This window comes from Akkermansiaceae bacterium (assembly GCA_019634595.1).
GTDB lineage: Bacteria > Verrucomicrobiota > Verrucomicrobiia > Verrucomicrobiales > Akkermansiaceae > Luteolibacter.
In genome coordinates, this window is record JAHCBC010000003.1 from 1,011,034 (window position 1) to 1,034,660 (window position 23,627).

A 23,627-nucleotide genomic window follows, 5' to 3' on the forward strand; every position below is an offset into this window, starting at 1 on the left:
TCCGGGGTAGCGAAGGTCGTGAGACCTTCGCTACCCCTTGTTGCCGACCGTGATGGATTCGAGCACATCCGCCAATCCCGCCAGTCCGTCACAGAACCACCGCGCTTCCGGGTGGGCCTTCCTTACCAACACCGCTTCCAGCCCTGCCGAGGTCGCACCGCCGACATCCGCGACCCAGCTATCTCCGATCATCACGATCCTCACGCCGTCTCCAGCATACCCGCGCACCATTTGGAACGCGGAAGGGTGCGGCTTCTCGACACCAGTGAGGCCGGAACTGAAGATGATCTCGAAATGCGGTGCCAGTCCGAGAGCCGCCACCAGATCCTCCAGCTCGGGCACGTGATTGGAGAGGATCACATGCCGCCAGCCTGCCGCGGAAAGACGCTCCAAGGCGGGCACCACATCCGCAAAAACCTCCCATCCGGAAGGCTCGCAGTAGATCTCCTTCACCCGGCCCGCCGCGCGGAGTGCCGCCTCACGCCCCATCCCCGCGCCGTTTTCCAACGCGATGACGAACAACGCTTCCAGCCGCGCCCACCATGCGTCCGCCGGTTCATCCACGCGGATGGTTTCCGGCAAGTGCCACGGGAAGCCCTCGCGCAGGTATGGCTTCAGCGCGGCGACATCCACCACCACGCCCTCCGTTGCCGACGCCTGGGCCAAGGCTCCGCTCCACCGCCCATCCCGGCGGGCGAGCGTGTCATCGAAGTCCCAGATCAGGTAACCGGCCATGGGACTGAGGTTGTCTTACCCGATGCTCTCCGCACCGAAGTAGGGCACCAGCGCCTCCGGGATGCGGATGGAGCCGTCCGGCTGCTGGTATTGCTCCAGCAGCGCGACGTAGAGCCGCGGCAGGGCGGTGCCGGAGCCGTTGAGCGTGTGCGGGAAGCGATTCTTGCCCTCGGCATCCTTGAAACGGGTCTTCATCCGGCGGGCTTGGAAATCGCTGAACCATGAGCAGCTTGAAACCTCCAGATACTTGCCGTGGCCGGGAGCCCAGACCTCGATGTCGTAGGTCTTTGACGAATTCGCGCCGAGGTCTCCGGTGCAAAGCTCGATGGTGCGGTAGTGCAGCCCCAGCTTCTGGAGAATGGATTCCGCATGACCGGTCAGTTGCTCCAGCACCTCCAGCCCCTGGTCCGGGTGGACGATCTGGACCAGCTCCACCTTGTCGAACTGGTGCATGCGGATGATGCCCTTGTTGTCACGGCCGGCCGATCCCGCCTCACGGCGGAAACATGGCGTGTAGGCCACCATTTTCACCGGCAGTTCGGCCTCGGAGAGGATGGTGTCGCGCAGGAGATTGGTGACAGGAACCTCCGCGGTGGGGGCGAGGAACAGGCCATTGATGCCGTTCTCGTCCGCATCCGTGCCATACATGTCATCCTCGAATTTCGGGAGCTGGCCGGTGCCTTCCATGCACTCCCGCTTCACGAGGTGCGGAACATTCACCTCCTCATAGCCGTTCGCCGTCTGGGTATCCAAAAGGAAGTTGATCAGCGCGCGCTCCAGCTTCGCCCCCTTGCCGCGATAGACGACGAATGCCGAACCAGCGATGCGGATGCCGTCCTCCCAGTTGATGAGCTTGTGGGCGAGCGCGAGTTCGACGTGGTCCTTCGGAGCTTCCAGCGCGGGCTTCGGCCCCCACTCGCGCACCACCGGGTTCGCAGTCTCGTCGCTGCCTACCGGGCAGGCGTCATGCGGCAGATTCGGGATATTGAGCAGGAGTTCCTGCTGTTTCGCGGTGGCGGTTTCCGCCTCGGCGTCCAGCTCGACGATTTTCTCGTTGATGCCACGCACCTCGGCCTCCAGCTCGGAGCTGTCCAGCCCCTGCGCCTTCATCCCGCCGATGTTCTTGGAAATCGACTTCCGGGAGCCTTGGAACGCCTGTTTGGTGGTTTCGGCGGCGCGACGGGTTTCGTCGCAGGCAAGCACCTCATCGACCAGTTTCCAGTGGTCGCCGCCCCGTGTTTTGAGGCGTTCTTTGACGAGGTCGGGGTTTTCGCGGATGACGCGGATGTCGAGCATGGCGGGGTGAGTCTTGCGGGCCGCCGATGCGCGTTCAAGCGAAAGCTCGGCGGGAAAGGCACCCGGGCGCCGGGAATCCGCTTTCAGAAAACCGCGTGAAATCCGGGGAAATACCCCTTCCGTGTGATGAAATTCCTGATATTTATGTCAGATTTTGGCCCGTCGTGACGTATGTTCGTGCAGATACACGATGGGTTTTCCGCTCTCTTTCCTCCGCTCCGCCACACGCAGCATCCCGGCTTTCGTGGCTGCGGGCATTTCGTTTTCCAGTGCCAGTGTCCGGGCAGCGGAGCCGGTGAGCGTGAAGGCCCCGGCTGCAGCCCCTTCGAAAGCCCAGCTCGCGGAGACCTACAAGAAGGAGATCCTGCCCATCTTCACGACCTATTGCTACGACTGCCATGGCGACGGCTCGAAAAAGGGGGAGCTGGCGATGGACCACTACGCGGACATCGACGCGATGATCGCCGACCGGGATGTCTGGAAGCGCATCCGCGACCACATCGACTTCCGCCTGATGCCGCCACCGGACGAGGATGCTCCGGATGACGTCAACCGGAAGAAGCTCATTTCATGGATCGACGACGCGGTGTTCCCCGTCGATCCGAACAACCCGGACCCGGGCCACGTGACGCTCCGCCGTTTCAACCGGACGGAATACAGGAACACCATCCGCGACCTGCTGGGGGTGAACGTGAATGTGGATGAGATCCTGCCCGCGGACGACAGCGGCTACGGCTTCGACAATATCGGGGACGTGCTCACCCTTTCCCCGGCCCACTTGGAGCGTTACCTGGAAGCGGCCCGTGTCGCCCTCAATCTGGCGATCGATCTCGGTCCGCTGCGTCTTCCGCAGAGGGTCGTCAACGGCCATGAATTCAAGGGCAATGGCAACCGTGACAAGGAAGGCTTCTTCTTTTTCGCGAATGCGGAGGCGGTGAGGGAGTTCAAGCTGCCGCCGGGACGCTACAAGTTCATGGTCCGGGCCGGCGCGGAAGCCATCGCCAAGGAACCGGCGAAGATGGTCCTGCGGCTGGATGGCGCGGACGCCCACACATGGGAGGTGAAAAATCTCCGCTCCAAGCTGGAGACCTATGAAGCCGAGATCCGGGTCGAGGGAAAGGCGAACACGAAGGTGGGCATCGCCTTCACCAATGACTTCTACGACGCCGCGAACCCGGACCCGAAGGAGCGCGACCGTAACCTGCTGGTGAAGCAGGTCATCGTGGAAGGCCCGCTCGACGGGCCGATGGCCCCGCGCCCAGAGACCCACCGCAGGATCTATGGTGAGAGGGCGAACGACCTGACGGACGATGCCTACATGCTGGAGGTCCTCAACCGCTTCGCGCGGCGCGCATTCCGCCGTCCGGCGGAGTCCGGTGAGATCGAGCGCTATCTCGCCTTCAACCGCCTCGCCAAATCGCAGGGCAAGCCGGTGGAGGAAGCCATCCGCCACGCACTGGAGGCCATGCTGATCTCCCCGACCTTCCTTTTCCGCGAAGAGCCGGGCATCGGCACGGCGAAGGGCGGCCGCCAGCTCATCTCCGAACATGCGCTGGCCGCCCGGCTGTCATATTTCCTCTGGAGCACGATGCCGGACGACGAGTTGATGAAGCTCTCCAGCGCCGGGAAGCTGCGCGAGAACCTGCCGCAGCAGATCGCTCGGATGCTGGCGGACAAGAAGGCGGAGGCATTCACCTCGAACTTCGCCGGCCAGTGGCTGCAACTCCGGAACCTTTCCGGGGCTTTCCCCAACCGCTACATGTTCCCGTCGTTCTACGACGACCGTCTGGCACCGCTGATGCGGAGGGAGACGGAAATGCTTTTCGCCAACATCCTCCAGGAAAACCTCCCGGTGGACACCCTGCTCACGGCGGACTACACCTTCATCAACGACAAGCTGGCGAAGCACTATGCCATCCCGGGTGTGGAGGGTGATGAGTTCCGGAAAGTGTCCCTGAAGGATACGCCCCGGCGCGGCATCTTCGGCCACGGTTCCTTCCTGGTGCTGACCTCCTACCCGAACCGCACCTCACCCGTGCTGCGCGGCCAGTACATCCTGGAAAACCTCCTGCACACCCCCGCCCCACCGCCCCCGCCGAACGTGCCGCAGCTCACCGCCACCGGTGGCAGCAAGAAGAAAGAGAGCCTGCGCGAGCAGATGGAAAGGCACCGGGATGACCCCGCCTGCGCCTCCTGCCACGCGTTGATGGACCCCATCGGCTTCGGGCTGGAGAACTTCGACGCCGTCGGACGCTGGCGCGAGAAAGAAGGCGCGATCCCCGTGAACGCCTCCGGCACCCTCGTCACCGGCCAATCCTTCGCCGGCCCGCAGGATCTGATGAAGATCATCTCCAACGACAACCGCCATGCCTTCCACAAGGCGATGGCGGAAAAACTCCTCACCTACGCGCTGGGCCGCGGGGTCGATTGGTATGACCGTCCGGCGGTCGAAACCATCGTCGCAAAGACGGATGCCGATGGCGGGCGCTTCGCCCAACTGATCCATGCTGTCGTCACCTCCGTCCCGTTCCAGTTCCGCCGCGACTGAAATTCCGAATAATTCCCTCTTCCAACCCTCTTACGCAAAGCCATGAGTTCACGCCGCACTTTCCTCAAGGGCATCGCAGGCACCCTCGCCCTGCCCAGCCTCCAGTCGATCGTCAGAGCCGCACCCGCCGCCGCGGCCGCCGCACCCACCCGGCTTGGCTTCGTGTACATCCCGAACGGGGTGAACCTGGACCTGTGGCAGCCAAAGGGCACGGAGAACATCTCCGAATCCCTGTCCCCTCTCTCCGCGCTCCGCCAGCATTACTCCGTAATGCGCGGGCTCGACCACAAGTATGCGAACTCCAATGGTGACGGCGGAGGCGACCACGCCCGCGCGAACGCCACTTTCCTGACCGGCGTGCAGGCCCGCAAAACCTCCGGCGCGGACATCAAGCTCGGCGTGTCCGTCGATCAGGTGGCCGCCCAGCAGCTCGGCCACCTCACCCGCCTGCCCTCGCTGGAACTTTCCACGGACCCACCCCGCCGCTCCGGCAACTGTGACTCCGGCTACTCCTGCGCCTACCAGTTCAACCTCGCATGGCGGGGTGAGGCGACCCCGGCTCCCGCCGAGCGGGACCCGCGGCTGGTGTTCGAGAAAATGTTCGGCTCCGGGGACCCGAAGGAGGACTCCCGCCGCAGGCTCCACCAGAAGAGCGTGCTGGACTTCGTCATGGAGGACGCGAAGCGCCTCAACAGCCGCCTCGACGGCTCCGACAAGGCGAAAATGGACGAATACCTCACCTCCGTCCGGGATGTGGAGAGCCGCATCCAGCAGGCGGAGAAATTCCGCATCGAGGCTCCGGAGGAACTCCGGCCCAACGGCGTGCCGGAAACCTACAAGGACCATATCCGCACCATGTTTGACATGATGGTGCTGGCCTTCCAGACGGACAGCACCCGGGTCGCCACCTACCTGCTCGCCCACGACGGATCAAACCGGACCTTCGGCGAAATCGGCGTGACGGACGCCCACCACCAGCTCTCCCATCACCGCGGCGATCCGGAAATCCTCGCCAAGATCGCCCTCATCGACAAATTCTACATCGAGCAGTTCGCCTACTTCCTTGAGAAGATGCGCTCCATCAAGGAAGGCAGCGGCACGTTGCTCGACCACTCCATGATCGTCTTTGGCGGTGGCATCGCCGATGGCAACCGCCACAACCACAACGACCTCCCGATCCTCCTCGCAGGCGGAGGCAACGGCACTCTCAAGCAAGGCCGCGTGATCGAAGCGCCGAAAGGCACGCCGATGACCAACCTCTACCTTTCCCTGCTCGACCGCATGAACGTGAAGGCGGAGCGCATCGGCGACTCCAACGGAAAGCTGGAGTCCATCGCGTCCTGAGTAAGGAGGGTGGACACTCCTGTCCACCGACTGCAACAGGAACACAGGGCAACGGTGGAAAATAGGAGATGGCGCGAATCACCTTCGCGATCTCTTGGAGGTTTGCGTCTTTGCGGTAAATCTTCATGATTTGCCAATGCCGCCGGTGGACAGGAGTGTCCACCCTCCTTTCTAAAACACCAGGCACCCCGGGCGGGATTCGAACCCGCAGAACGGTTTCCCGCCGTCCATCTTCGGAAAGATGGCTGCAACCCGATGAACGGGCCTGGCTGTCCATTCGCCTTCCGGAGTGAAATGAAAAGCTCCCACCAGGATGGAAACCTGGAGCGGGCGATGAGATTCGAACTCACAACATCCACCTTGGGAAGGTGGCGCTCTACCGTTGAGCTACGCCCGCGCACGCAGGTTGCGCGGGAGGGGTCTAATAACCGCACCCGGTGACGTGCAAGGGTTGATTTGTCTGCGTTGGAATTTTCCCCCGATTTTCGACAGGGGGCATTTAAGGCTTCCGTCATGGAGCGTGATCTTCCTTTTTAGTGGACCGAATCGACCCATCCATGAAATTCCAAACCCGATACCTCATCCTGTCGCTCGTTGGCGCGGGCCTGATCTCCGCCCAAGCGGCGGAAGAATACGATCTTGTCATCTACGGCGGCAGTTGCGCCGGTGTGATCTCCGCCGTGCAGGCGAAGAAAATGGGCAAGACCGCCATCATCGTCGCGCCTGAAAAGCACCTCGGCGGCCTTTCGTCCGGCGGCCTCGGCTTCACCGACACCGGCAACAAGGCGGTGATCGGCGGGCTTTCCCGCGACTTCTACCACCGCGTGTACCAGCACTACCAGAAGCCGGAGGCCTGGAAGTGGCAGAAGAAGGACGAATACGGCAACAAGGGCCAGGGCACCCCGGCCATGGACGGTGAGAACCGCACCATGTGGATCTTCGAACCCCACGTGGCCGAAGCCGTCTTCGAGGACTACGTGAAGGAGTTCAACATCCCCGTCCACCGCGACGAGTGGCTGGACCGTGAGAAGGGCGTCAAGAAGGAGGGCACCAGGATCACGGAGATCACCACCCTGAGCGGAAAGACCTACAGCGGAAAGATGTTCATCGACGCCACCTATGAGGGCGACCTGATGGCCGCCGCGAAGGTGGAGTACCACGTGGGTCGGGAGGCGAACAGCCAGTATGACGAGGAGCACAACGGCGTGCAGGTGGGCGTGCTCCACCACCGCCACCACTTCGGCGTGCTGAAGGAAAAGGTCGATCCCTACGTCGTGAAGGGTGACAAATCCAGCGGCGTCCTGCCACGCATCAACCCCGGCGACCCGGGCAAGAAGGGCGAGGCGGACAAGGGCATCCAGGCCTATTGCTTCCGCATGTGCCTCACGGACCATGAGCCGAACCGCGTGCCATTCAAGAAGCCGGCGAACTACGACCCGAAGCAGTACGAGCTGCTCGCCCGGATCTATGAAGCAGGCTGGACGGAGACTTTCGGCAAGTTCGACCCGATCCCGAACCACAAGACGGACACCAACAACCACGGACCGTTCAGCACCGACAACATCGGCTACAACCACGAGTATCCCGAGGCCTCCTACGAGAAGCGGAAGGAGATCATCCAGGAGCACATCGACTACCAGCAGGGCTGGCTATGGTTCGTCCAGAACGACCCGCGCGTGCCGGAGAACGTCCGCAAGGAGATGGCCCGCTGGGGCCTGCCGAAGGATGAGTACACCGACAACGGCAACTGGTCCCCGCAGCTCTACATCCGCGAGGCACGCCGCATGGTCGGAGCCTTCGTCATGACCGAAAACGAACTCCGCAAGAAGAAGCCGACCCCGGAATCCGTGGGCATGGGTTCCTACACCATCGACTCCCACAACATCCAGCGCTACATCACGCCGGAAGGTTACGTGCAGAACGAAGGCGACATCGGCGTCTCCACCAACGGACCCTACGAGATCGCCTACGGATCGCTGGTGCCGAAGAAAGGCCAGGCGGACAACCTGCTGGTGCCGGTCTGTGTCTCCAGCACGCACATCGCCTTCGGCTCCATCCGCATGGAGCCGGTGTTCATGATCCTGGCCCAGTCCGCCGCCACCGCCGCGGTCATGGCCATCGATGACAAGAGCACCGTCCAGGACGTCCCGTATGCGAAGCTGCGCGAGCGCCTGCTGGCCGACGGCCAGATCCTGGAAGCCCCGCATCTCATCAAGGGCAAGCCGGTCAGCAAGCTGGAAGGCACCGTGGTCGATGACAACAACGCCAAGTTCGTCGGCGAATGGTCCGAAGGCAAAGGCGGTGACTACGTCGCCCTCGCCTACCGCCACGACCAGAACGAGCGCGACCTGGGTGTGAAAACCGCCCTGTTCGAAGCGAAGCTGCCGAAGGCCGGGAAATACGAAGTCCGCGTTTCCTATGCGGACCTCGCCAACCGTTCGACGAAAGCCAAATTCATCATCGGCGCGAAGGACGGCGACAAGGTCGTGACCGTCAACCAGCGCAAGAAGCCGGAGATCGAAGGACTCTTCACCAGCCTCGGCACGTTCGAGTTCGGTGAGGACGCCAAGGTCACCATCTCGAACGAAGGCTCCGACGGCCACGTCATCGCCGACGCGGTCCAGTGGCTGCCGAAGTGATCCAACCGGCCCACTTCTGATCCATCCAAAGCGGAACGGGCAACCGTTCCGCTTTTTCTTCGTCCGCTGCGATCCCCCCGGGCCATTCACACGGAAGCCATGGCAGCCACCAACCGTGCCCTCTCCTTGCCATCGTCCTCCATCAGGGCGAGCAGCTCATCCACACTCTGGGGAGTGAATTCATCGAATATCCCAAGGGCGGCCTTCACTTTCCGCTGGTGAACCAAATCGTAAGCGAGCCACATCAGCAGCACCGGCAGACCGCCGACGATGACCCAACCGGGAAGACCCCTTGTCACCCACATCGAGAAAAAGAAAAAGCAGCAGTAAATCGAGACCATGTCCACACTGCGGAGAGCCTCCAGATCCGTATGCGGAGAGCTGGCATCGAAGTTCCTGCGCTTTTTGCTGAACTTCTCGATGAATCCGACAACATTCTGCCGGGCTTCCGGAACCGGCTCACCGAGCAGTTGGAGCAGGTGCCCCGCTTCCTGGGGCGCACATTCGTCGAACAGTCTGATCGCGGCTTCGATTTTTCCGTTGCTCAGTTTGATGAAGATCATCCCTGCAATGAATGAAACGGCGGCGGTGATATACAACCACAGAGGCCATTCGCTCACCTCAATCAGCAGGATCAGCACCAAGCAAGCGGCAAGTATCACGTAGGCTGGCACCAGCCTCCCGCGCAGCAACTGGAGGTCGGTTCGGCCATCATCCCCATCGGCGCGCCTCCTCCTGTCCCTGAATTCCTTCAGGAAATCCACCGTTTTGCGGCGTGATGCTTCGTGGGGATCGTGCATACAGAATCTCAAAGGGTATCCCTGTCCGCAGACGCTGTCACGGAAATCTGGCACCACCGCATCCTCCCAAAAAAACCGGGGGGCGCATGCGCCCCCCGGTTCCTGATGAAAGTCGAAGATCTCCGGCGGATCACACGTCGCAGATGCCGACCGCCTGCTTCAGGCTGCCGATCTTGTCCTCGCGCTTGGGAATGAACTCCTGGGCGACGTAGCCCTTGTAGCCGGTGTCCACGATGGCCTTCATGATGGCCGGGTAGTAGAGTTCCTGTGTTTCGTCGATCTCCGCACGGCCGGGAACACCGCCGGTGTGATAGTGGGCGAAGTACTTGTTGTCCTTCCGGATGGTGGCGATGACGTCACCCTCCATGATCTGCATGTGGTAGATGTCATAGAGCAGGCCGAAATTCTCGCTGCCGACCGCCTTGCAAAGCTCCACGCCCCAGGTGCTGAGGTCGCACATGTAGTCCTTGTGGTTCACCTTGCTGTTGAGCAGCTCCATCGTGATCTTGAGGTTGAGCTTTTCGGCGATGGGCATCAGGCGCTTCAGGCCGATGGCGCAGTTCTCGATGCCCTTCTGGTCGTCCATCCCATCGCGGTTTCCGGAGAAGCAGATCACCTGCTTGCCGCCGGCATCCGCCACCTGCTTCAGGTAGGGCTCATAAATTTCGATGAGCGTGTCGTGGTGCTCGATGCGGTTGAAGGCCTTCTCGATGCCGCCGACCTTCACTCCGTCCTTGGTGGTGCCGGTCGGGTTGCTGAAGATGGCGCAGGTCATGCCATGCTTCTTGAGCGTCTCCATGTCCTCCGGCTTCAGCAGCTCGATCGACTGGAGGCCGAAGTCCTTGCCTGCAACGCAGAGGTCCTCCAGCGGGATGTCCTTGTAACACCATTTGCAGACGGAATGGTTGATCCGGCCGTTCATCCCTACTTTCGCGGCGGCATTCTCCGCCGCACCGAGGCGGTGGGAAAGTGAAGCGGCAGCCGTGGTGATGGCGGCGAACTTGGCCGATGTCTTGAGGAAATTACGTCGTCCGGTGATGGAAGAGGATGGATTCATGGCTCCCGCGAGCCTGAGCGGCTGGCATGCCCTGTCAAGTCCCCGGCGGATTCAATCCTCCTCGATGACCAGACGCGGTGGACGTTTCATGCGGAACCGTTCCTCACCTTCCCCGATGTCCAAGCTGTCCAGCACGTTGGTGCGCTTCCGGATCAGCCCCGGCGCTCCGGAGGAAGGGGCGAAAGAGGGGGTCTCCGTGTGGTAGGGATCATCACCCAGCAAGACGGGCTCCTTCGGCGCAACCGGACTGACATCCACGGCGCTGAGGGCGCCCAGTTGGGCGTTGGGCGTGAGGCCATCCGCCATCATGCCGGAATGGACGGAGCAGAACGGGAGGTTCTCGGTCCCTTTGCGGAAGTATTCGGTCACCTTCATGCTCTCCATCCGGACGGTGCCCGTTTCCCGGTTCTCGACCGCATGCTGGCAAAACTGGGTCGCCCGCTGCCCGGACTCCGCACAGACCGGCACCTCCACCACCGTCGGCGGCACCTTGATCTCACCGCCGCCGAAGGAGGGGGATGCCGCATTCATCACGGCCTGCCAAACGGGCAGCGCCAGATCGCGGCTGAACGCACCCTCGTAGATCGGGTCACCCGCCCCGCTCAGAAAGCCGGTCCAGACACCACAGCTCACCCGCTTGTTGTAGCCGAGGAACCAGTTGTCGGAAAAGTCGTGGGTCGTCCCGCCTTTTCCGGCCCCGGGAAACGGCTTCTCCACCAACCCATCAAGCGCACCCGCAGCGGCCCCTCTCTCCATTCCGCCCACCATCATGCTGTGGACCTGGAACGCGGTCGCCGAGTCCACGATCTGCGGCGGAGTGACGGTCACCCGCGGACGACGATAGACGATGGCGCCGCGCGAATCCTCCACCCGGTCGATATAAACCAGCTCGGACGCCCCCGCCCTGCCTTCCTTGCCGAAGGTGGCGATGGCCCTCACCGCCTGCTTCATCGATACCTGCTCCCATCCCACGCACAGACGGGGGAGCAACTCGGTCTTCTGCATGGGGAAACCGAAGGCCACCGCCGCATCGACAACCTTCTGCAACCCCACCTGCTGGCCGAGGCGGAGGGAAGCGGCGATCTTCGAGGATTCGAAGGCCTCACGCAGCGGGATGTTCTTCCGTTTGATCTGCGGTACCCTGACCTCCTGCCCCCACTCACCGACGATGCCTTCCTGTCCGCCCACCATCACCGTGCGGTTGTCCATGTGGTCGTCCAGCACCATGGATGAGGGTGTCTGTCCCGAAGCGAGCGCCGCCGCATAGAGGAACGGGAAAAAGGCCGTGCCGGGCGGACGCTTGCCCAGCTCGATGAAGTCGTAGTTGGACTGGGCGTAGTCCCTGCCCCCCACATGGGCCAGAACCTCTCCGGTGGTATGATCGACCATCAGGACGGCCCCCTGGACATACTCCGGGGGCTTGTCGGAGGCACGCTTGTAGTCCGCGTGTTTCTGCCGCCGGTAGAGCGGATTCTGCTCCGCCCGCACGAGGCTTTCCTCCAGCGACTTCTGCGCCGCTTCCTGCGCATCCCTGAGGATGGTGGTGTGGACCTTGAATCCACCTTTCGCGAGGGCTTCCTCACCCAGCGCCTGCTTCACCCCGTCGAAGATCCTCTCATACAGGTGGGTGGTCCCCCGCAGCAGCGGCTTCGGGTTCAGCCCCAGCGGCAGCGCCTGCAGGCGCGCGACCTCCGCCTTGGAAAGGCTGCCCTCCTTCCCCATCCGGGCGAGGACGAAGTTCCGCCAGTTTTTGTTGCCGCTCGGGTTCCTCAGCGGTGAGAGCGGATTCGGGCTCTTGATAAGGGCAACGATGGACGCGCACTCCTGCGGCTCCAGATCCATCGGCTCCTTTCCGTAATAGCCGAGCGCGGCGGAACGGATGCCATAGTAGCTGCTGCCGAGATAGATCCGGTTCACATAGAACCCGAGGATCTCATCCTTCTTGTAGTGTTTCTCGATCCGGCGGGCGAGGAAGGCCTCCACCAGCTTCCGTTGGATGGTGGATTCCTTGCGCTTGATCGCCTCCTCACGCAGACCATACGCATTCCGCGCGAGCTGCTGGGTGATGGTGCTGGCCCCCTGGCTGTTGCCTTTCCATGTCTCGTAGGCAGCCCGGATGATGCCCCAATAGTCGATCCCGCCGTGCTTCGCGAAACGGGAGTCCTCCCCCGCCACCAAGGCATCGACGAAAACTTTCGGCACCTTGTCCATGCCGATGACGCTGCGGTTTTCGAGGAAGATCCGGCCGATTTCCTCGTCATTCCGGTCCAGGATGATGCTCGGCAACTCCAGGTCGTTGATGCGGTCCAAGTCATAGGTCTCCGCCCTTTCCCGGTAGGGGCGGGTGTATTGCTCCAGAAAAACGTAGCTGAAGACTCCGGCCGCCGCGATGAACAGGAGGAAGGAGAGCCACAAGCCTTTGCTCTTGTAGAACGGCCTCTTGCGACTCTTGTTGAGGGGGCGCTTTTTTTTCTCTGCCATGCCGGATTTCCGATCACCCCCGCCACAGCCGACGGAGACGCTCCCCAACCTCTACCCGACCGGCGACACTCCCGCAACCCCCGCGTTGCTCCGGGTGATCGGAGAAAAAATCGCCTCCTGCGGCCCCATTTCCTTCCCGGAGTTCATGAGCCTGGCGCTCTACCATCCGGAATACGGCTACTACGCGAAGGATCTCCGCCAGGTGGGCCGTGAGGGGGATTTCTTCACCAGCGTGAGTGTCGGCCCGCTTTTCGGCAGGATCCTGGCCCGCCGGTTCATCGCCTGGTGGGAGGAAAACCAGCAGCCCTCCCCGTGGCGCGTCATCGAGGTGGGGGCACATGACGGCACCCTGGCTGCCGACATCCTCACGGAGATCTCGTCCATCTCCCCCGCCGCCTTTTCCGCGCTGGAGTATGCCATCCCTGAACCACTGCCGCGTCTCCAGGCCGCCCAGCGGGCAAAACTCGCGCCATGGGGGAATGTCCGCTTCGTCGCCTCCGCCGGAGATCTGGCCGCAGCCCCACTTCCCGGTATCGCCTTCGGCAACGAGGTGCTGGACGCCCTGCCCTTCGAGATCATCGGCAGAGCCGGAGGGATCTGGCATGAATACCTGGTGGCGCAGGAGGGTGGAAAATTCGCCATGACCCAGGGTCCGCCCTATCCCCATGGCCCGGCAGGCGACTTTCCCGACGGCTATCTGACCGAGATCCGGCGGGACTACGGCGAATTTTTCCGGCCATTCCTCAGCGCTCTCCGCCATGGCCTGCTGCTGTGGTTCGACTACGGCTACGACCACGAAGCCTACTACCATCCCGCCCGCACCACCGGAACCCTGCGCACCTTCTCGAAACACCGTGCGGGAGAAAACCCATTCATCGCTCCCGGGGATGAGGACATCACCGCCCATGTGGATTTCACCGCCGCAGCGGACGCCGCCATCGCCTTGGGCTGCCGGATCAATTCCATGAAAACCCAGAGCGCCTGGCTCACGGAGGCCGCCCGGGAGTTCCTCCTCTCCATGGAAGGCCGCCCGGACGCCTCCCTGCTGCGGCAGTTCCAGAGCCTGACCCACCCCGGCCAGCTCGGCACCAGGTTCCATGTGCTGGATTTTTCATGGAATCCGGAGCCAGAACCTCTACAACCGGGGGGATTGAAATCCCCATGAATCCTGAAAGGTCGCGACTGAAGACGATTGGATTCCTGAAAAAGTTCAGGGACCACCGGCGCAACTACGACGCCTACTCCAAGGACTCCGATCTCGCCGCCCTCAGAAAACGCGAGAGATCATTTTCAGGTTACTTCCTGGCTCCCTGTCTTCTTGTGTTGTTCCTTTCCTCCCATTGGTCCGGTTGGGCGATCGTCGCCGCGGTTTTCGCTTTGGGTGGCGCGATCGCCGGATTCCTCGAGCAAAGAAAAATCCGGAGGGCCCTCGCCCTGTTCGATGAATGCGCGCCGCAGGACATCGATCAGGTTCTCCGGCGCATCGGCGGGGAGGGCGAATTTCCTTCCCGTATCCCACCCCCATCCCCTACACAGACGGCACATCCCGCCGGGATGGCGGAATTGGTAGACGCGCCAGATTTAGGTTCTGGTATCGAAAGGTGTGCAGGTTCGAGTCCTGTTCCCGGCACTTCCAAGCTACAAACAAAAGGATAGGCCAGCCGGCCATTTTTCGGCCACATTTGCCGGGTTCCTTCATTCAGTTCTTTTTACAGTTCCCCCAACAGTTGCGGCAACGAAACCTCCAACGTGTCCAGGAGTTCCGCACCCGGAGCGCCGGGGCGGACATCCAGAGCAGGCAGAAAACCGGCGGCAGCCAGAGCCTCCCCGTCAGCGGCGAGCTTCTCCCTGATTTTCGATGAAACCACCGCCTGATGCTTCTCCGGCTCACCGGAAACCGGCAATGCCTCCACCACCGTGCAGACCAACGACCACAGTGGGGGCCAGACAGTCCACTGCGGCAAAGGTTGTCCGCCGGTGAGAAAGCGCCAATCGTGTTCCTTCATGTGGTAGCGGCGGGAGCGCCCCCTGCCCGCCGTCTTCTTTCTATCCGGAAGCTCAGAAGCGAACACCTGCCCCGACAAGAGCATTTCCTGCAACAGGAGTTGCATCGTGCGGGCCTTGTAGCCCGTCAACCGCGCGATCTCCGACGGATTTGCGGCAGGCCTCGAAGAAAGGCATAGGATCACTTCCGCCCGTGCGCTGACGCCAATCAACGCCCGCAACGACAACAACAGGTTCGGTGCCAACGTGGGATTCGGAGCCTTGCTCATACCACGGATCCTGACGGGAGTCCGGAACACTCCTTGGCGGGCAACCAACGGAGCCGTCTCACCCTCACCCGAAGACAGCGCCCCAATACTCTCTTTCGCCGGCCCGTGGCTTACATGGGCCTTCCACTTCGGCTGGCCACCTTTCTCAACCAACCACGCAGCCATGGCGGAAAGAATGGCCGGATCAGCCAGCTTTGTTTCCGCCTGCAAGGTCTTGAGCCGTTGGAGATGAACAAAGGAGCCGAAACGGGAAAGCCAATCGAGGCACTCGTTGAAAAGGCGCGGTTCGTGAATGCCCAAGCGGGTGGTCGCCAGTATCAGCGCCTCCAGATCGATCACCCGCCCCGGTGCAGCGGCCCGGGCATGCCCCGCCACTCCGAGGCTGCACCATTGCCGCCACAGAAGATCAAGTGCCGCCTCAAGGCATAGGCTCCTAAAGTCTGCCAACGATCCGGTCATATCCCATTTCTTTCATGGCTTGCCGTACAAGTGCCGGAAAGACCTCGCCGGAATCCTGGGAAAGCACCCGGTTAATGGCCTCTGACAGTTCCCCATCGCTGGGCGACATCGCAGCCAGATCTTTGACATGCCTTCCCACGCCTCCGTCATCCACTGCGGCAAAAAGTTTCAAGTGGATAAGGTCAAACCGATCCGGCAGATAAACCTTCAGGTGTGTCCCGTATTGCATCGCACTCAGGCGGTCGCAGAAACCAACAGGAAGTCCTGCAACCACCTGATCCGCTGGGCCAGTATTCAGCCACCCATCATCCAGATCCAGTTCCCGGGCTACCCGGAGGGCAGCCATTTGCAAGGACTGCGAAAGCGGCCGGGGATCCACCAATCCCAAACCGGCATCAACCTTCGCAAGGATTTCCGCATCCCGGGTGACCCGCGTGACGAGGCCCAGTGCCAGTAATGCTGATCCGCCAATCAATACGAAACTCTCCGGCTCCGCTCCCGCCTCGTGAAGGAATGCAGACAGTGCTCCGAATGCTTGATCGAGAGAATCTTTGGAGAGAGAATTCACACTAGTGGCAAATTTAGCGAATTTTATTTTCGCAATCAACGAAAATTTGACCACGTGATTGTTATCCTGTTTCTAGGAACTTTTCAGTCATCCGTGTAGAATATTTGCCCGCCGGAAGTGCCTGCTCAACAGGAAGGATTGATGCGCTGCGCACATCCACGCGGATTGGCTGCGCTTTCCGCAGATGATTCGGGAATGCTCACGGGGCTTTCTAACCTCTCGCTCCGCTCGATGGAGTTCTCGGCCCTCCCGGATGAAAACATCAAACCCCAGTTCCGCGTGCGGAACTGGGGTTTGATGGCGGACAGGGAGGGATTCGAACCCTCGGTACGGTTACCCGCACACACGCTTTCCAAGCGTGCTCATTCGACCACTCTGACACCTGCCCTAAGGAGTGGGCGGGGACGCTAGGAACTCCCCACGGGGTTGGCAACACCGATTTTCATCGGAATCGAAATTAAAGCATCAGTCCTCCCCGCCCCCCACTCTGGCGAGGATCCAGAACAGATCGGAGAGCCGGTTGAAATAAAGGCGGATGGCTTCCCCGATGGGTTCGCCGGATTCGTGGAGGATCCAAACCTCCCGCTCCGTGCGGCGGGCGATGGTGCGGGCGAAATCAAGGCCGGCTTTCATCATGGAGCCTTCCGCTCCGGGCCTCGCCCAACCGGTGAAGCGGATGCCGCGGGCCTCGTAGGCCTTCGCCGTCTCCTCGATCCGCAGGGTGTCCTCCATGGTCAGCGCCCCCTTGAACCGCTCCGCGTAGCGCGGCACATCCTCCGGGACGCAGGCCAGCTCACCCATGAGGCCGACAAGCTGCGCCTGCACGCCGTCGATGAGGCGGATGATCTCCCCGTCATGCGCGGCGGCCCGTGCAAGGCCGAGTGCGGCGTTCAACTCGTCCACGCAACCGAGCACGGCGACCCGTTGGGAGGATTTGGCAATCCGCTTTCCGAAAAGGAGGTCCGTTTCCCCGGAATCGCCGCGGCCGGTGATGATGATGCTGCCCATGGCGAAAAGCTAGGGAGCCGCGGGTTTCAGTCGACTCATTCCTCACCCGTCCTAGACTGTCGCCGTGAAGCTGGCGAAGCTCAACGGCGGTCCGGAGATCTTCCACACCATCCAGGGTGAGGGGATCAGCACGGGCGCGCCCGCCGTCTTCATCCGCGCTTCCCGCTGCAATCTCCGCTGCTTCTGGTGCGACACAGACCACACGTGGAACTTCGAGGGCACACCGTGGGCGCATGAAAAGGACAGCATTCCCGGCTACAAAAAGCACGTGAAGGAGGAGGTGACCTTCGAGATCGAGCCAGCGGAGGCGGCGGAGCGCATCCTGGCCTACGACTGCGACCGCACGGTCATCACGGGAGGGGAGCCACTGCTGCAGCAGGAGGATTTCCTGAAAGTCATCTCCCACATCCGCGCGGAGGATCCGGAGCACCAGTTCGAGGTGGAGACGAACGGCACGCGCATCCCCACGCCGGAGTTCGCCGCCGCGGTGAACCAGTTCAACATCTCGCCGAAGCTCGGGAATGCCGGCATGCTGGAGAAAACGCGCATCAACCCGGCGGCGCTGGCATTTTTCACCCTGCACCCGAATGCATGGTTCAAGTTCGTGGTGGCCACTCCGGCGGATCTGGAGGAGATCGAACACTACATCCTGCAACACGGCCTGCCGCGGAAACGGATCCTGCTGATGCCGGAAGGCCGCACCTCCGCAGAGCTGGACCGGACGTCCGAATGGCTGGCGGAAATCTGCAGGGACCGACGCTTCCGCTTCTGCGACCGCCTGCACGTCCGGATCTGGGGTGATAAGCGCGGGGTCTGAACCTTAATTTTTCGTGAAGAAGGGCGCAACTTTCTCGCACAGCCCGGGTTTTCCCATGTGTAATCCCCACGCCGACCATGAACCATTCCACTCCTCCGCCCGATGATTCCTGGGAATCTGACGCCGTCTGGAAGCTGCTCGATGAAGCCGCACCGTTGAAGGCGCGCGACTCATTCGCGGATGATCTCGTGAGGATGGCCAGGCTTGAACCAGCCCCGGAGCCGTGGTGGAAACGCCTGCTCGCCCCGGCACCCATTGCTGGATTCGCCGCTGTCACCGCAGCGGTGGCACTGGCCGCCATGTTCCTTTCGCATCCACCGTCGGGGCCGATCTCCGCAGAAACTCCGCTCGCTGCGGTGGAGCTTCCTGCACAGGCCGATCCCTATGACGATCTACAGGATCTCGCGGAAACCGAGGCATTGATCGCCGCCGCGGATCACCTGGACGCCTTCAGCGACCAGGAGCTGGGGAACTTGATCGGGTTCTGAGCGGCGTTGCCGCCAGCCCGGAAGGACCGGCGGCGTGCGAACCTGCCTTGGACTCAGGCCAGCTTTTCAAGCCGGTCCAGAGCCGCAATGTGGTGGTTGACCCTGGGAAGCAGCTCGCTGCGGACGACCTCCTTGTGCGAAGGCATCATTTCGTCGCCCTCAAGCACGGCCTCGTAGTCGGACCTGCCTTTTTCCTCTCCTTTCTTGAGGGATTCCAAGGCGGAGTCCTCGCCGAAGAGATTGGCCGTTCCCTGGACCACCTTTGCGAAGACGCCCCACGCGCCGGATTCCTCCTCGGGGGTGCCGCCCATTTCCCGCACATTCTGGGACAAGCGGGCCGCGGACAGGGCGTGCTCCGTGCGGATCTTCTGAAGCTCCGCGACAGCGGGCTTCCCGGCGTAGTGGTTGATGGCGAGCGAGTAGGTCTCGACAGCGGAAAGCTCCCCGCGGAGCAGGCTGTTGCAGACGCGGATGCATGATTCATTTGATTCCGTGGTTTTCATGGTGGCAGGTGGTTGGGGTTCGGGGCTTTGGAAAGTCCTACCGCCAACGTCGCACGGCGCGTGCCCAACGGATTTCCCGTGAAAACACCGGCATTCCACGGCTTCGCGGAGTTATTCCGCATGAAACGGATGCAAGGTGCATGAGGGCGCGGAACGCGCGGACGGGAAAATTTTGCATCGGCGCGGGTCGTGGTCCGTGGCATGCTCTCCGGAGAGATAACGGACCATCCAGCCATGCCCACGCCCCTCCCTCCTCTCTCCTCCATCCCTCCCGACATCGTCTCCGTGGAGGACTACGAGGTGCTCGCCTACGAGCGGCTGGAGGCGTCCGTCTGGGCCTATCTTTCCGGTGGTGCCGGGGATGAATCCACCCTCCGGGAGAACCGCAGCGCCTTCGAGCGCATCCGCCTTTCCCCCCGGCTGTTCCGGGAGTTCCAAGGGGCGAACACCCGCCTCCACCTGGCGGGGAGGAGCTACGAGCACCCGATCTTTCTGGCCCCCACCGCCTCCCACCATCTTTTCCACCCGGAAGGAGAACTGGCCACCGTACTGGGTGCCTCCGCGATGCAGGCGGCCATGGTGGTCAGCACGCAGGCCAGCACCTCCCTGGAGGACATCGCCCGCGCCTCCCAGACCCCGCTCTGGTTCCAGCTCTACATCCAGCAGGACCGCGAATTCACCGCCGACCTGGTGCGCAGGGCGGAGGTCGCCGGGTATGAGGCCCTGGTGGTGACGGCGGACGCCCCCCTCAGCGGCCTCCGCAACCGCGAGCAGCGTGCCGGTTTCCGCATGCCTCCGGGGATCGAGGCGGTGAACCTCCGCGGCATGAAGCCGACTCCCCCGGCCACGAAGGTCTTCGGCAGCGAGCTGCTGGATGCCTCCCCCACCTGGAAGGATCTGGCATGGCTCCAGGCACGGACGAAGCTGCCCGTCTTCGTCAAAGGCATCCTGGACCCGCAGGACGCCGTCATCGCGTTGGAACAAGGTGTTGCCGGCATTATCGTATCAAATCACGGCGGGCGGACGCTGGACACCCTGCCCGCCGGCATCGATGCCCTGCCCCGGGTGGCGGAGAGCATCGGCAAACGCATCCCCATCTTTCTCGATGGAGGCATCCGCCGGGGGACGGACGTTTTCAAGGCAATCGCCCTGGGGGCCTCCGCCGTGATGATCGGTCGGCCGTATCTGCATGGGCTCGCCGCCGCAGGTGCCATCGGCGTGGCCCATGTGCTCAAAATCCTGCGGGCGGAGCTGGAGATCACCATGGCCCTCACCGGCACTCGTTCCTTGGCGGAGATCACCCCGGCCACGCTCTGGCCGGAAAAGTGAGCGACCCTGCCGTGAATTTCACCTCAACGGGTTGCGGTTTCCGGCCTTGCCACGGGCCTTCCGAGCGCATTCACTCGCCGTCCTCCATTTTTCCCCGTCAACGTGAAAGCGCACGAACTTTACTCCGCAGTCGATCCCGCCATTGTCACCGAAATCCTCGATTGGTTCCGTGCCAACGACCGGAATGTCTATAAATCCGCCGTCGCCACACTGGCCACCAACCGGAAGCTCCGCCCCGTCTTCATCCAGAAAAAGACCCTTCCGGAGCAATATGCGTGGATCCTCAAAACCCTCAAGCTGAACGCCTGTGACACCATCGGCGAGCATCTCCTGCAGGCCTACCTCATGTCCGCACAGCAGTCGCTCCTCGCGATGTTCTGCGACGGCTTGGGAATCCCGCACGATGGCAAGGGGTCCGTCGTCGGCGACCTGCCGAAGAAGCTCGACGCAGAGCGCCTTGGCACCACGATCGACAAGCTCGTTGACATCTTCGACCCGAAGATGCTCACCGTGTATCTTTACTGCTTCAACCTTCAGATTCCCGGCGGCTGGCCGGAACTGACCGCGAAGCTGGAATCCGACGAGCGGTTGAAGCTCGCCTGAGTGCCTCCGACGTCCAGTGTTGGACGTTCGATGTTCCCTCTTTAAGATCATGCCCAAGGTTTACGTAAAGACCTACGGTTGCCAGATGAACGAGCGCGACTCGGAGCAAGTCGCGCGCATGTTCACCGAAGGCGGCTACATGGTCACTGCGGACGAATACGAGGCGGACGCCATCCTGGTGAACACCTGCTCCGTCCGGGACCAGGCGGAGCAGAAGGCGCTCGGCAAGATGGGTATGACGATGAGCAACCTGCGGGAGAAGCGCCCGCATGTGGTCTACGGCTTCATGGGCTGCATGGCCCAGTCCCGCGGCGAGGAGCTTTTCCAAACCATCCCGCGCCTGGACGTGGTGGTGGGCACCCAGAAATACCACAAGGTCTTCGACTACGTGGACACCATTCTCCGCCGCCGGCTGGAGGCCCGCATGGATGATCCGTCCCTCTCCCTCCAGGGCGCGAGCGTCTGCGACATCGCGGATGAGGAAGGCTCCCAGAACACCATCCGCGACCACCTGCCGAAGGCGAAGAACGCCTCCGCCTTTGTCTCGATCATGCAGGGCTGCAACATGCGCTGTTCCTTCTGCATCGTCCCGGACACGCGGGGAAAGGAACGCGGCAGGCCCATCGCGGAGATCGTCGGGGAAGTGCGGGGTCTCGCCGCCCAAGGCGTAAAGGAAATCACCCTGCTCGGCCAGATCGTGAACCTCTATGGCCGCACCGAGTTTCCGAAAGTGGATGGAAAATCCCCCTTCGTGCAGCTCCTTGAGGCCGTCCACGAAGTGGAGGGCATCGAACGCATCCGTTTCACCTCTCCGCACCCCATCGGCTACCGGGACGATCTTGTCGCCGCCTTCACCTACCTGCCGAAGCTGGCCTCCCACATCCATTTCCCGATGCAGAGTGGCTCGGACCGCATCCTCAAGCTGATGCGCCGTCCATACAAGAATGAGAAATTCATCGAGATCTGCGAGAAGATGAAGGCTGCCCGGCCCGGCCTCGCCATCACCACGGACATCATCGTCGGCTTCCCCGGTGAGACGGAGGACGACTTCCAGGCGACGGTCGATACCGTCGAGCGCCTGCAGTTCGACAACGCCTTCGTCTTCCGTTACTCGAAGCGGCGCAACACGCCGGCCGCGGAGATGGAAGACCAGCTTTCCGAAGAGGAGAAAGGTGACCGCAACAAGCGGCTGCTCGCCGTGGTTGACCGCATCTGCAAGGAGAAGCACGAGGCACTGGTGGGCACCACCCAGCAGGTTTTCTGCGAAGGACCGTCCAAGAACAATGCCGCCAAACTTTCCGGCCGCACGTTCCAGAACAAGATCGTCATTTTCGACGGCAATGCCGAACGCCTCACCGGTGAAATGGTGGACGTGAAAATCCACGCCTCCACCGGCTTCACGCTTTATGGTGAAGTGGTGGGCGTCTGAGCGGCCTGCGTCCATCCCCCCGCCACAAGCGGTTGAGTTTCCCACGATATGGGGAATACTCCCCTCATGATGACGGGACTGAAAACACGGACCACCTGGGTGTGCGGTATCTTCGCGGCCCTCACCCCATTGCTCCCGGCCGAGGAACTTGCCCTATGGGTCAAGGTCTCCGTGAAACCGGAGATCCACGAACGCTACATCGAAGCCGTCCGGAAAAGCGTCGAAGAGACCCGCAAGGAGCCGACCCTTCCCCGCTTCGATTTCTATCAGGACAAGAATGCTCCCGAGATCTTCCACCAGTTCGAGGTTTGGAGCGATCAAGCCGCGCTGGATGACCACCTCAAGCAGCCATACGTCCAGGCCGCCTGGAAAGTCAGGGATGAGGGACAGACCGCCGCGAAGGAAGTCATCAAAATGGCGCCCTACCGCACGACAACCACCGCAAAGCCTCCCGCCGGTGATCTATCCGGAAGCGAAAACCTCATCGTCATCTTCGAACCGAAGGAGCAGCTCAAGGAAGAGTTTCTCAGCGAGTTCGACAAAGTCATCGAGGGAGCACGGAAAGCGGAAGGAAATCTCGCGTTCGAGCTCTACCGGTCGACCGAACCCGCGGGCAAGTTCGTCCTGTTCGAGCGGTGGCAAAGCCCCACTGCCTACGCGAAGCATCTTTCCACCCCATACGTCGCGGATTTCTACAAGCACTTCGAAGCCTTGGTTGAGAACCGTGTGCGCTATTTCGCCAAAGATCTGTCCGTGAAGTGATCTTCATAGGACCCCGCGGCTGGCCTTTCAGACATGGCAGATCTTGATCCTGCCTCTGTAGTTTCAAGGCTACATACCGCTAGATTTCCATCACCGTCAGATCGGCCGACCACATTTCCTAAGGGTGCTTCTGGATCCGTTGACCGGAGTTGGAGCATTTTCATGGGCAATGCCGCAGCGGCCAAGGAATTCCTAGGCAGGGACGCCATTCCATGGCGTCCGGCGGAGACAACGCCGTGTACCCTAAAGTGGACTATTTCCCATCGTCGATCCTTGATCCTTCTGGAGAGGGGAAGGATCGCCAAAGAATTGTAATCCTAGGAATCACGGAACATTCACCCACGGAACATTCACCCTGCCGGACGCCATGGAATGGCATCCCTGCCTTTCATGGATGGCACCCAATCTGAAGTGGAACCAGCCATCTCAATCGATCTCTCCATCTCCGCTCCCCATCCGATGGGATGCTCCGGGCATCCATTGCAGGT

General features: G+C 61.9%; 19 protein-coding genes and 4 tRNA genes. 11 read left to right on the forward strand and 12 right to left on the reverse strand.

What is annotated here, in order from left to right; genetic code table 11:
- Positions 1-30 precede the first annotated feature (30 nt).
- Positions 31-735 carry an HAD family hydrolase gene (locus KF712_15105; protein MBX3742318.1) on the reverse strand — a complete coding sequence of 235 codons (705 nt, stop codon included), beginning with the start codon at positions 733-735 and terminating at the stop codon, positions 31-33.
- Between the two features lie 15 nt (positions 736-750).
- Positions 751-2,031: a serine--tRNA ligase gene (gene serS, locus KF712_15110; GenBank protein ID MBX3742319.1), complete on the reverse strand. Its 1,281-nt coding sequence runs from the start codon at positions 2,029-2,031 to the stop codon at positions 751-753.
- 190 nt (positions 2,032-2,221) lie between these two features.
- On the opposite strand from serS, the gene KF712_15115 reads away from it, so the two are divergent.
- Together KF712_15115 and KF712_15120 are read left to right on the forward strand one after the other, a co-directional pair.
- Positions 2,222-4,579: a DUF1592 domain-containing protein gene (locus KF712_15115; protein ID MBX3742320.1), complete on the forward strand. Its 2,358-nt coding sequence runs from the start codon at positions 2,222-2,224 to the stop codon at positions 4,577-4,579.
- 42 nt (positions 4,580-4,621) lie between these two features.
- Positions 4,622-5,923 carry a DUF1552 domain-containing protein gene (locus KF712_15120; protein ID MBX3742321.1) on the forward strand — a complete coding sequence of 434 codons (1,302 nt, stop codon included), beginning with the start codon at positions 4,622-4,624 and terminating at the stop codon, positions 5,921-5,923.
- A gap of 184 nt (positions 5,924-6,107) precedes the next feature.
- On the opposite strand, the gene KF712_15125 is transcribed toward KF712_15120, so the two are convergent.
- Together KF712_15125 and KF712_15130 are read right to left on the reverse strand one after the other, a co-directional pair.
- Positions 6,108-6,193 (reverse strand) — tRNA-Ser (locus tag KF712_15125).
- Positions 6,194-6,245: 52 nt separating this feature from the next.
- Positions 6,246-6,320 (reverse strand) — tRNA-Gly (locus KF712_15130).
- A 160-nt stretch (positions 6,321-6,480) separates the two neighbouring features.
- Here KF712_15130 and KF712_15135 point away from each other — a divergent pair.
- Positions 6,481-8,562, forward strand: coding sequence for an FAD-dependent oxidoreductase (locus tag KF712_15135; GenBank protein ID MBX3742322.1), 2,082 nt, complete (start codon positions 6,481-6,483; stop codon positions 8,560-8,562).
- 86 nt (positions 8,563-8,648) lie between these two features.
- Here the strand turns inward: KF712_15135 and KF712_15140 are convergent, their stop codons facing one another.
- From KF712_15140 to KF712_15150, 3 genes are all read right to left on the reverse strand, one after another.
- Positions 8,649-9,362 carry a hypothetical protein gene (locus KF712_15140; protein ID MBX3742323.1) on the reverse strand — a complete coding sequence of 238 codons (714 nt, stop codon included), beginning with the start codon at positions 9,360-9,362 and terminating at the stop codon, positions 8,649-8,651.
- Between the two features lie 130 nt (positions 9,363-9,492).
- A complete protein-coding gene (locus KF712_15145) occupies positions 9,493-10,419 on the reverse strand; it encodes a TIM barrel protein (protein MBX3742324.1) in 927 nt (308 codons plus the stop codon).
- Positions 10,420-10,470: 51 nt separating this feature from the next.
- On the reverse strand, positions 10,471-12,900 hold the full coding sequence (locus tag KF712_15150) for a transglycosylase domain-containing protein (GenBank protein MBX3742325.1): 2,430 nt from the start codon (positions 12,898-12,900) through the stop codon (positions 10,471-10,473).
- Between KF712_15150 and KF712_15155 the strand changes: the two genes are divergently transcribed.
- On the forward strand, positions 12,899-14,065 hold the full coding sequence (locus KF712_15155) for an SAM-dependent methyltransferase (GenBank protein ID MBX3742326.1): 1,167 nt from the start codon (positions 12,899-12,901) through the stop codon (positions 14,063-14,065). The two genes, KF712_15150 and KF712_15155, sit on opposite strands and share 2 nt — an antisense overlap.
- A 383-nt stretch (positions 14,066-14,448) precedes the next feature.
- Positions 14,449-14,530 (forward strand) — tRNA-Leu (locus KF712_15160).
- A gap of 79 nt (positions 14,531-14,609) precedes the next feature.
- Here KF712_15160 and KF712_15165 read toward each other — a convergent pair.
- The 4 genes from KF712_15165 to KF712_15180 all read right to left on the reverse strand — a co-directional run bounded on the left by KF712_15165 (position 14,610) and on the right by KF712_15180 (position 17,208).
- Positions 14,610-15,512 (reverse strand): hypothetical protein, encoded by a 903-nt coding sequence (locus KF712_15165; protein ID MBX3742327.1) that lies wholly within the window; start codon positions 15,510-15,512, stop codon positions 14,610-14,612.
- Positions 15,513-15,606: 94 nt separating this feature from the next.
- On the reverse strand, positions 15,607-16,254 hold the full coding sequence (locus tag KF712_15170; protein ID MBX3742328.1) for a hypothetical protein: 648 nt from the start codon (positions 16,252-16,254) through the stop codon (positions 15,607-15,609).
- A 244-nt stretch (positions 16,255-16,498) separates the two neighbouring features.
- Positions 16,499-16,588: transfer RNA gene (locus tag KF712_15175), tRNA-Ser, on the reverse strand.
- A 77-nt stretch (positions 16,589-16,665) separates the two neighbouring features.
- Positions 16,666-17,208, reverse strand: coding sequence for a cob(I)yrinic acid a,c-diamide adenosyltransferase (locus KF712_15180; GenBank protein MBX3742329.1), 543 nt, complete (start codon positions 17,206-17,208; stop codon positions 16,666-16,668).
- Positions 17,209-17,272: 64 nt separating this feature from the next.
- Here KF712_15180 and KF712_15185 point away from each other — a divergent pair, with 64 nt between their 5' ends.
- Positions 17,273-18,025, forward strand: coding sequence for a 7-carboxy-7-deazaguanine synthase QueE (locus KF712_15185; protein ID MBX3742330.1), 753 nt, complete (start codon positions 17,273-17,275; stop codon positions 18,023-18,025).
- Positions 18,026-18,102: 77 nt separating this feature from the next.
- Positions 18,103-18,513 carry a hypothetical protein gene (locus KF712_15190; protein MBX3742331.1) on the forward strand — a complete coding sequence of 137 codons (411 nt, stop codon included), beginning with the start codon at positions 18,103-18,105 and terminating at the stop codon, positions 18,511-18,513.
- 53 nt (positions 18,514-18,566) lie between these two features.
- On the opposite strand, the gene KF712_15195 is transcribed toward KF712_15190, so the two are convergent.
- Positions 18,567-19,016 (reverse strand): DUF2383 domain-containing protein, encoded by a 450-nt coding sequence (locus KF712_15195; protein MBX3742332.1) that lies wholly within the window; start codon positions 19,014-19,016, stop codon positions 18,567-18,569.
- 234 nt (positions 19,017-19,250) lie between these two features.
- On the opposite strand from KF712_15195, the gene KF712_15200 reads away from it, so the two are divergent.
- The 4 genes from KF712_15200 to KF712_15215 all read left to right on the forward strand — a co-directional run bounded on the left by KF712_15200 (position 19,251) and on the right by KF712_15215 (position 23,139).
- A complete protein-coding gene (locus KF712_15200) occupies positions 19,251-20,345 on the forward strand; it encodes an alpha-hydroxy-acid oxidizing protein (GenBank protein ID MBX3742333.1) in 1,095 nt (364 codons plus the stop codon).
- Between the two features lie 102 nt (positions 20,346-20,447).
- Positions 20,448-20,948 (forward strand): hypothetical protein, encoded by a 501-nt coding sequence (locus KF712_15205; GenBank protein ID MBX3742334.1) that lies wholly within the window; start codon positions 20,448-20,450, stop codon positions 20,946-20,948.
- Between the two features lie 49 nt (positions 20,949-20,997).
- Positions 20,998-22,377 (forward strand): tRNA (N6-isopentenyl adenosine(37)-C2)-methylthiotransferase MiaB, encoded by a 1,380-nt coding sequence (gene miaB, locus KF712_15210; protein ID MBX3742335.1) that lies wholly within the window; start codon positions 20,998-21,000, stop codon positions 22,375-22,377.
- Between the two features lie 66 nt (positions 22,378-22,443).
- Positions 22,444-23,139, forward strand: coding sequence for an antibiotic biosynthesis monooxygenase (locus KF712_15215; protein ID MBX3742336.1), 696 nt, complete (start codon positions 22,444-22,446; stop codon positions 23,137-23,139).
- Positions 23,140-23,627 lie beyond the last annotated feature (488 nt).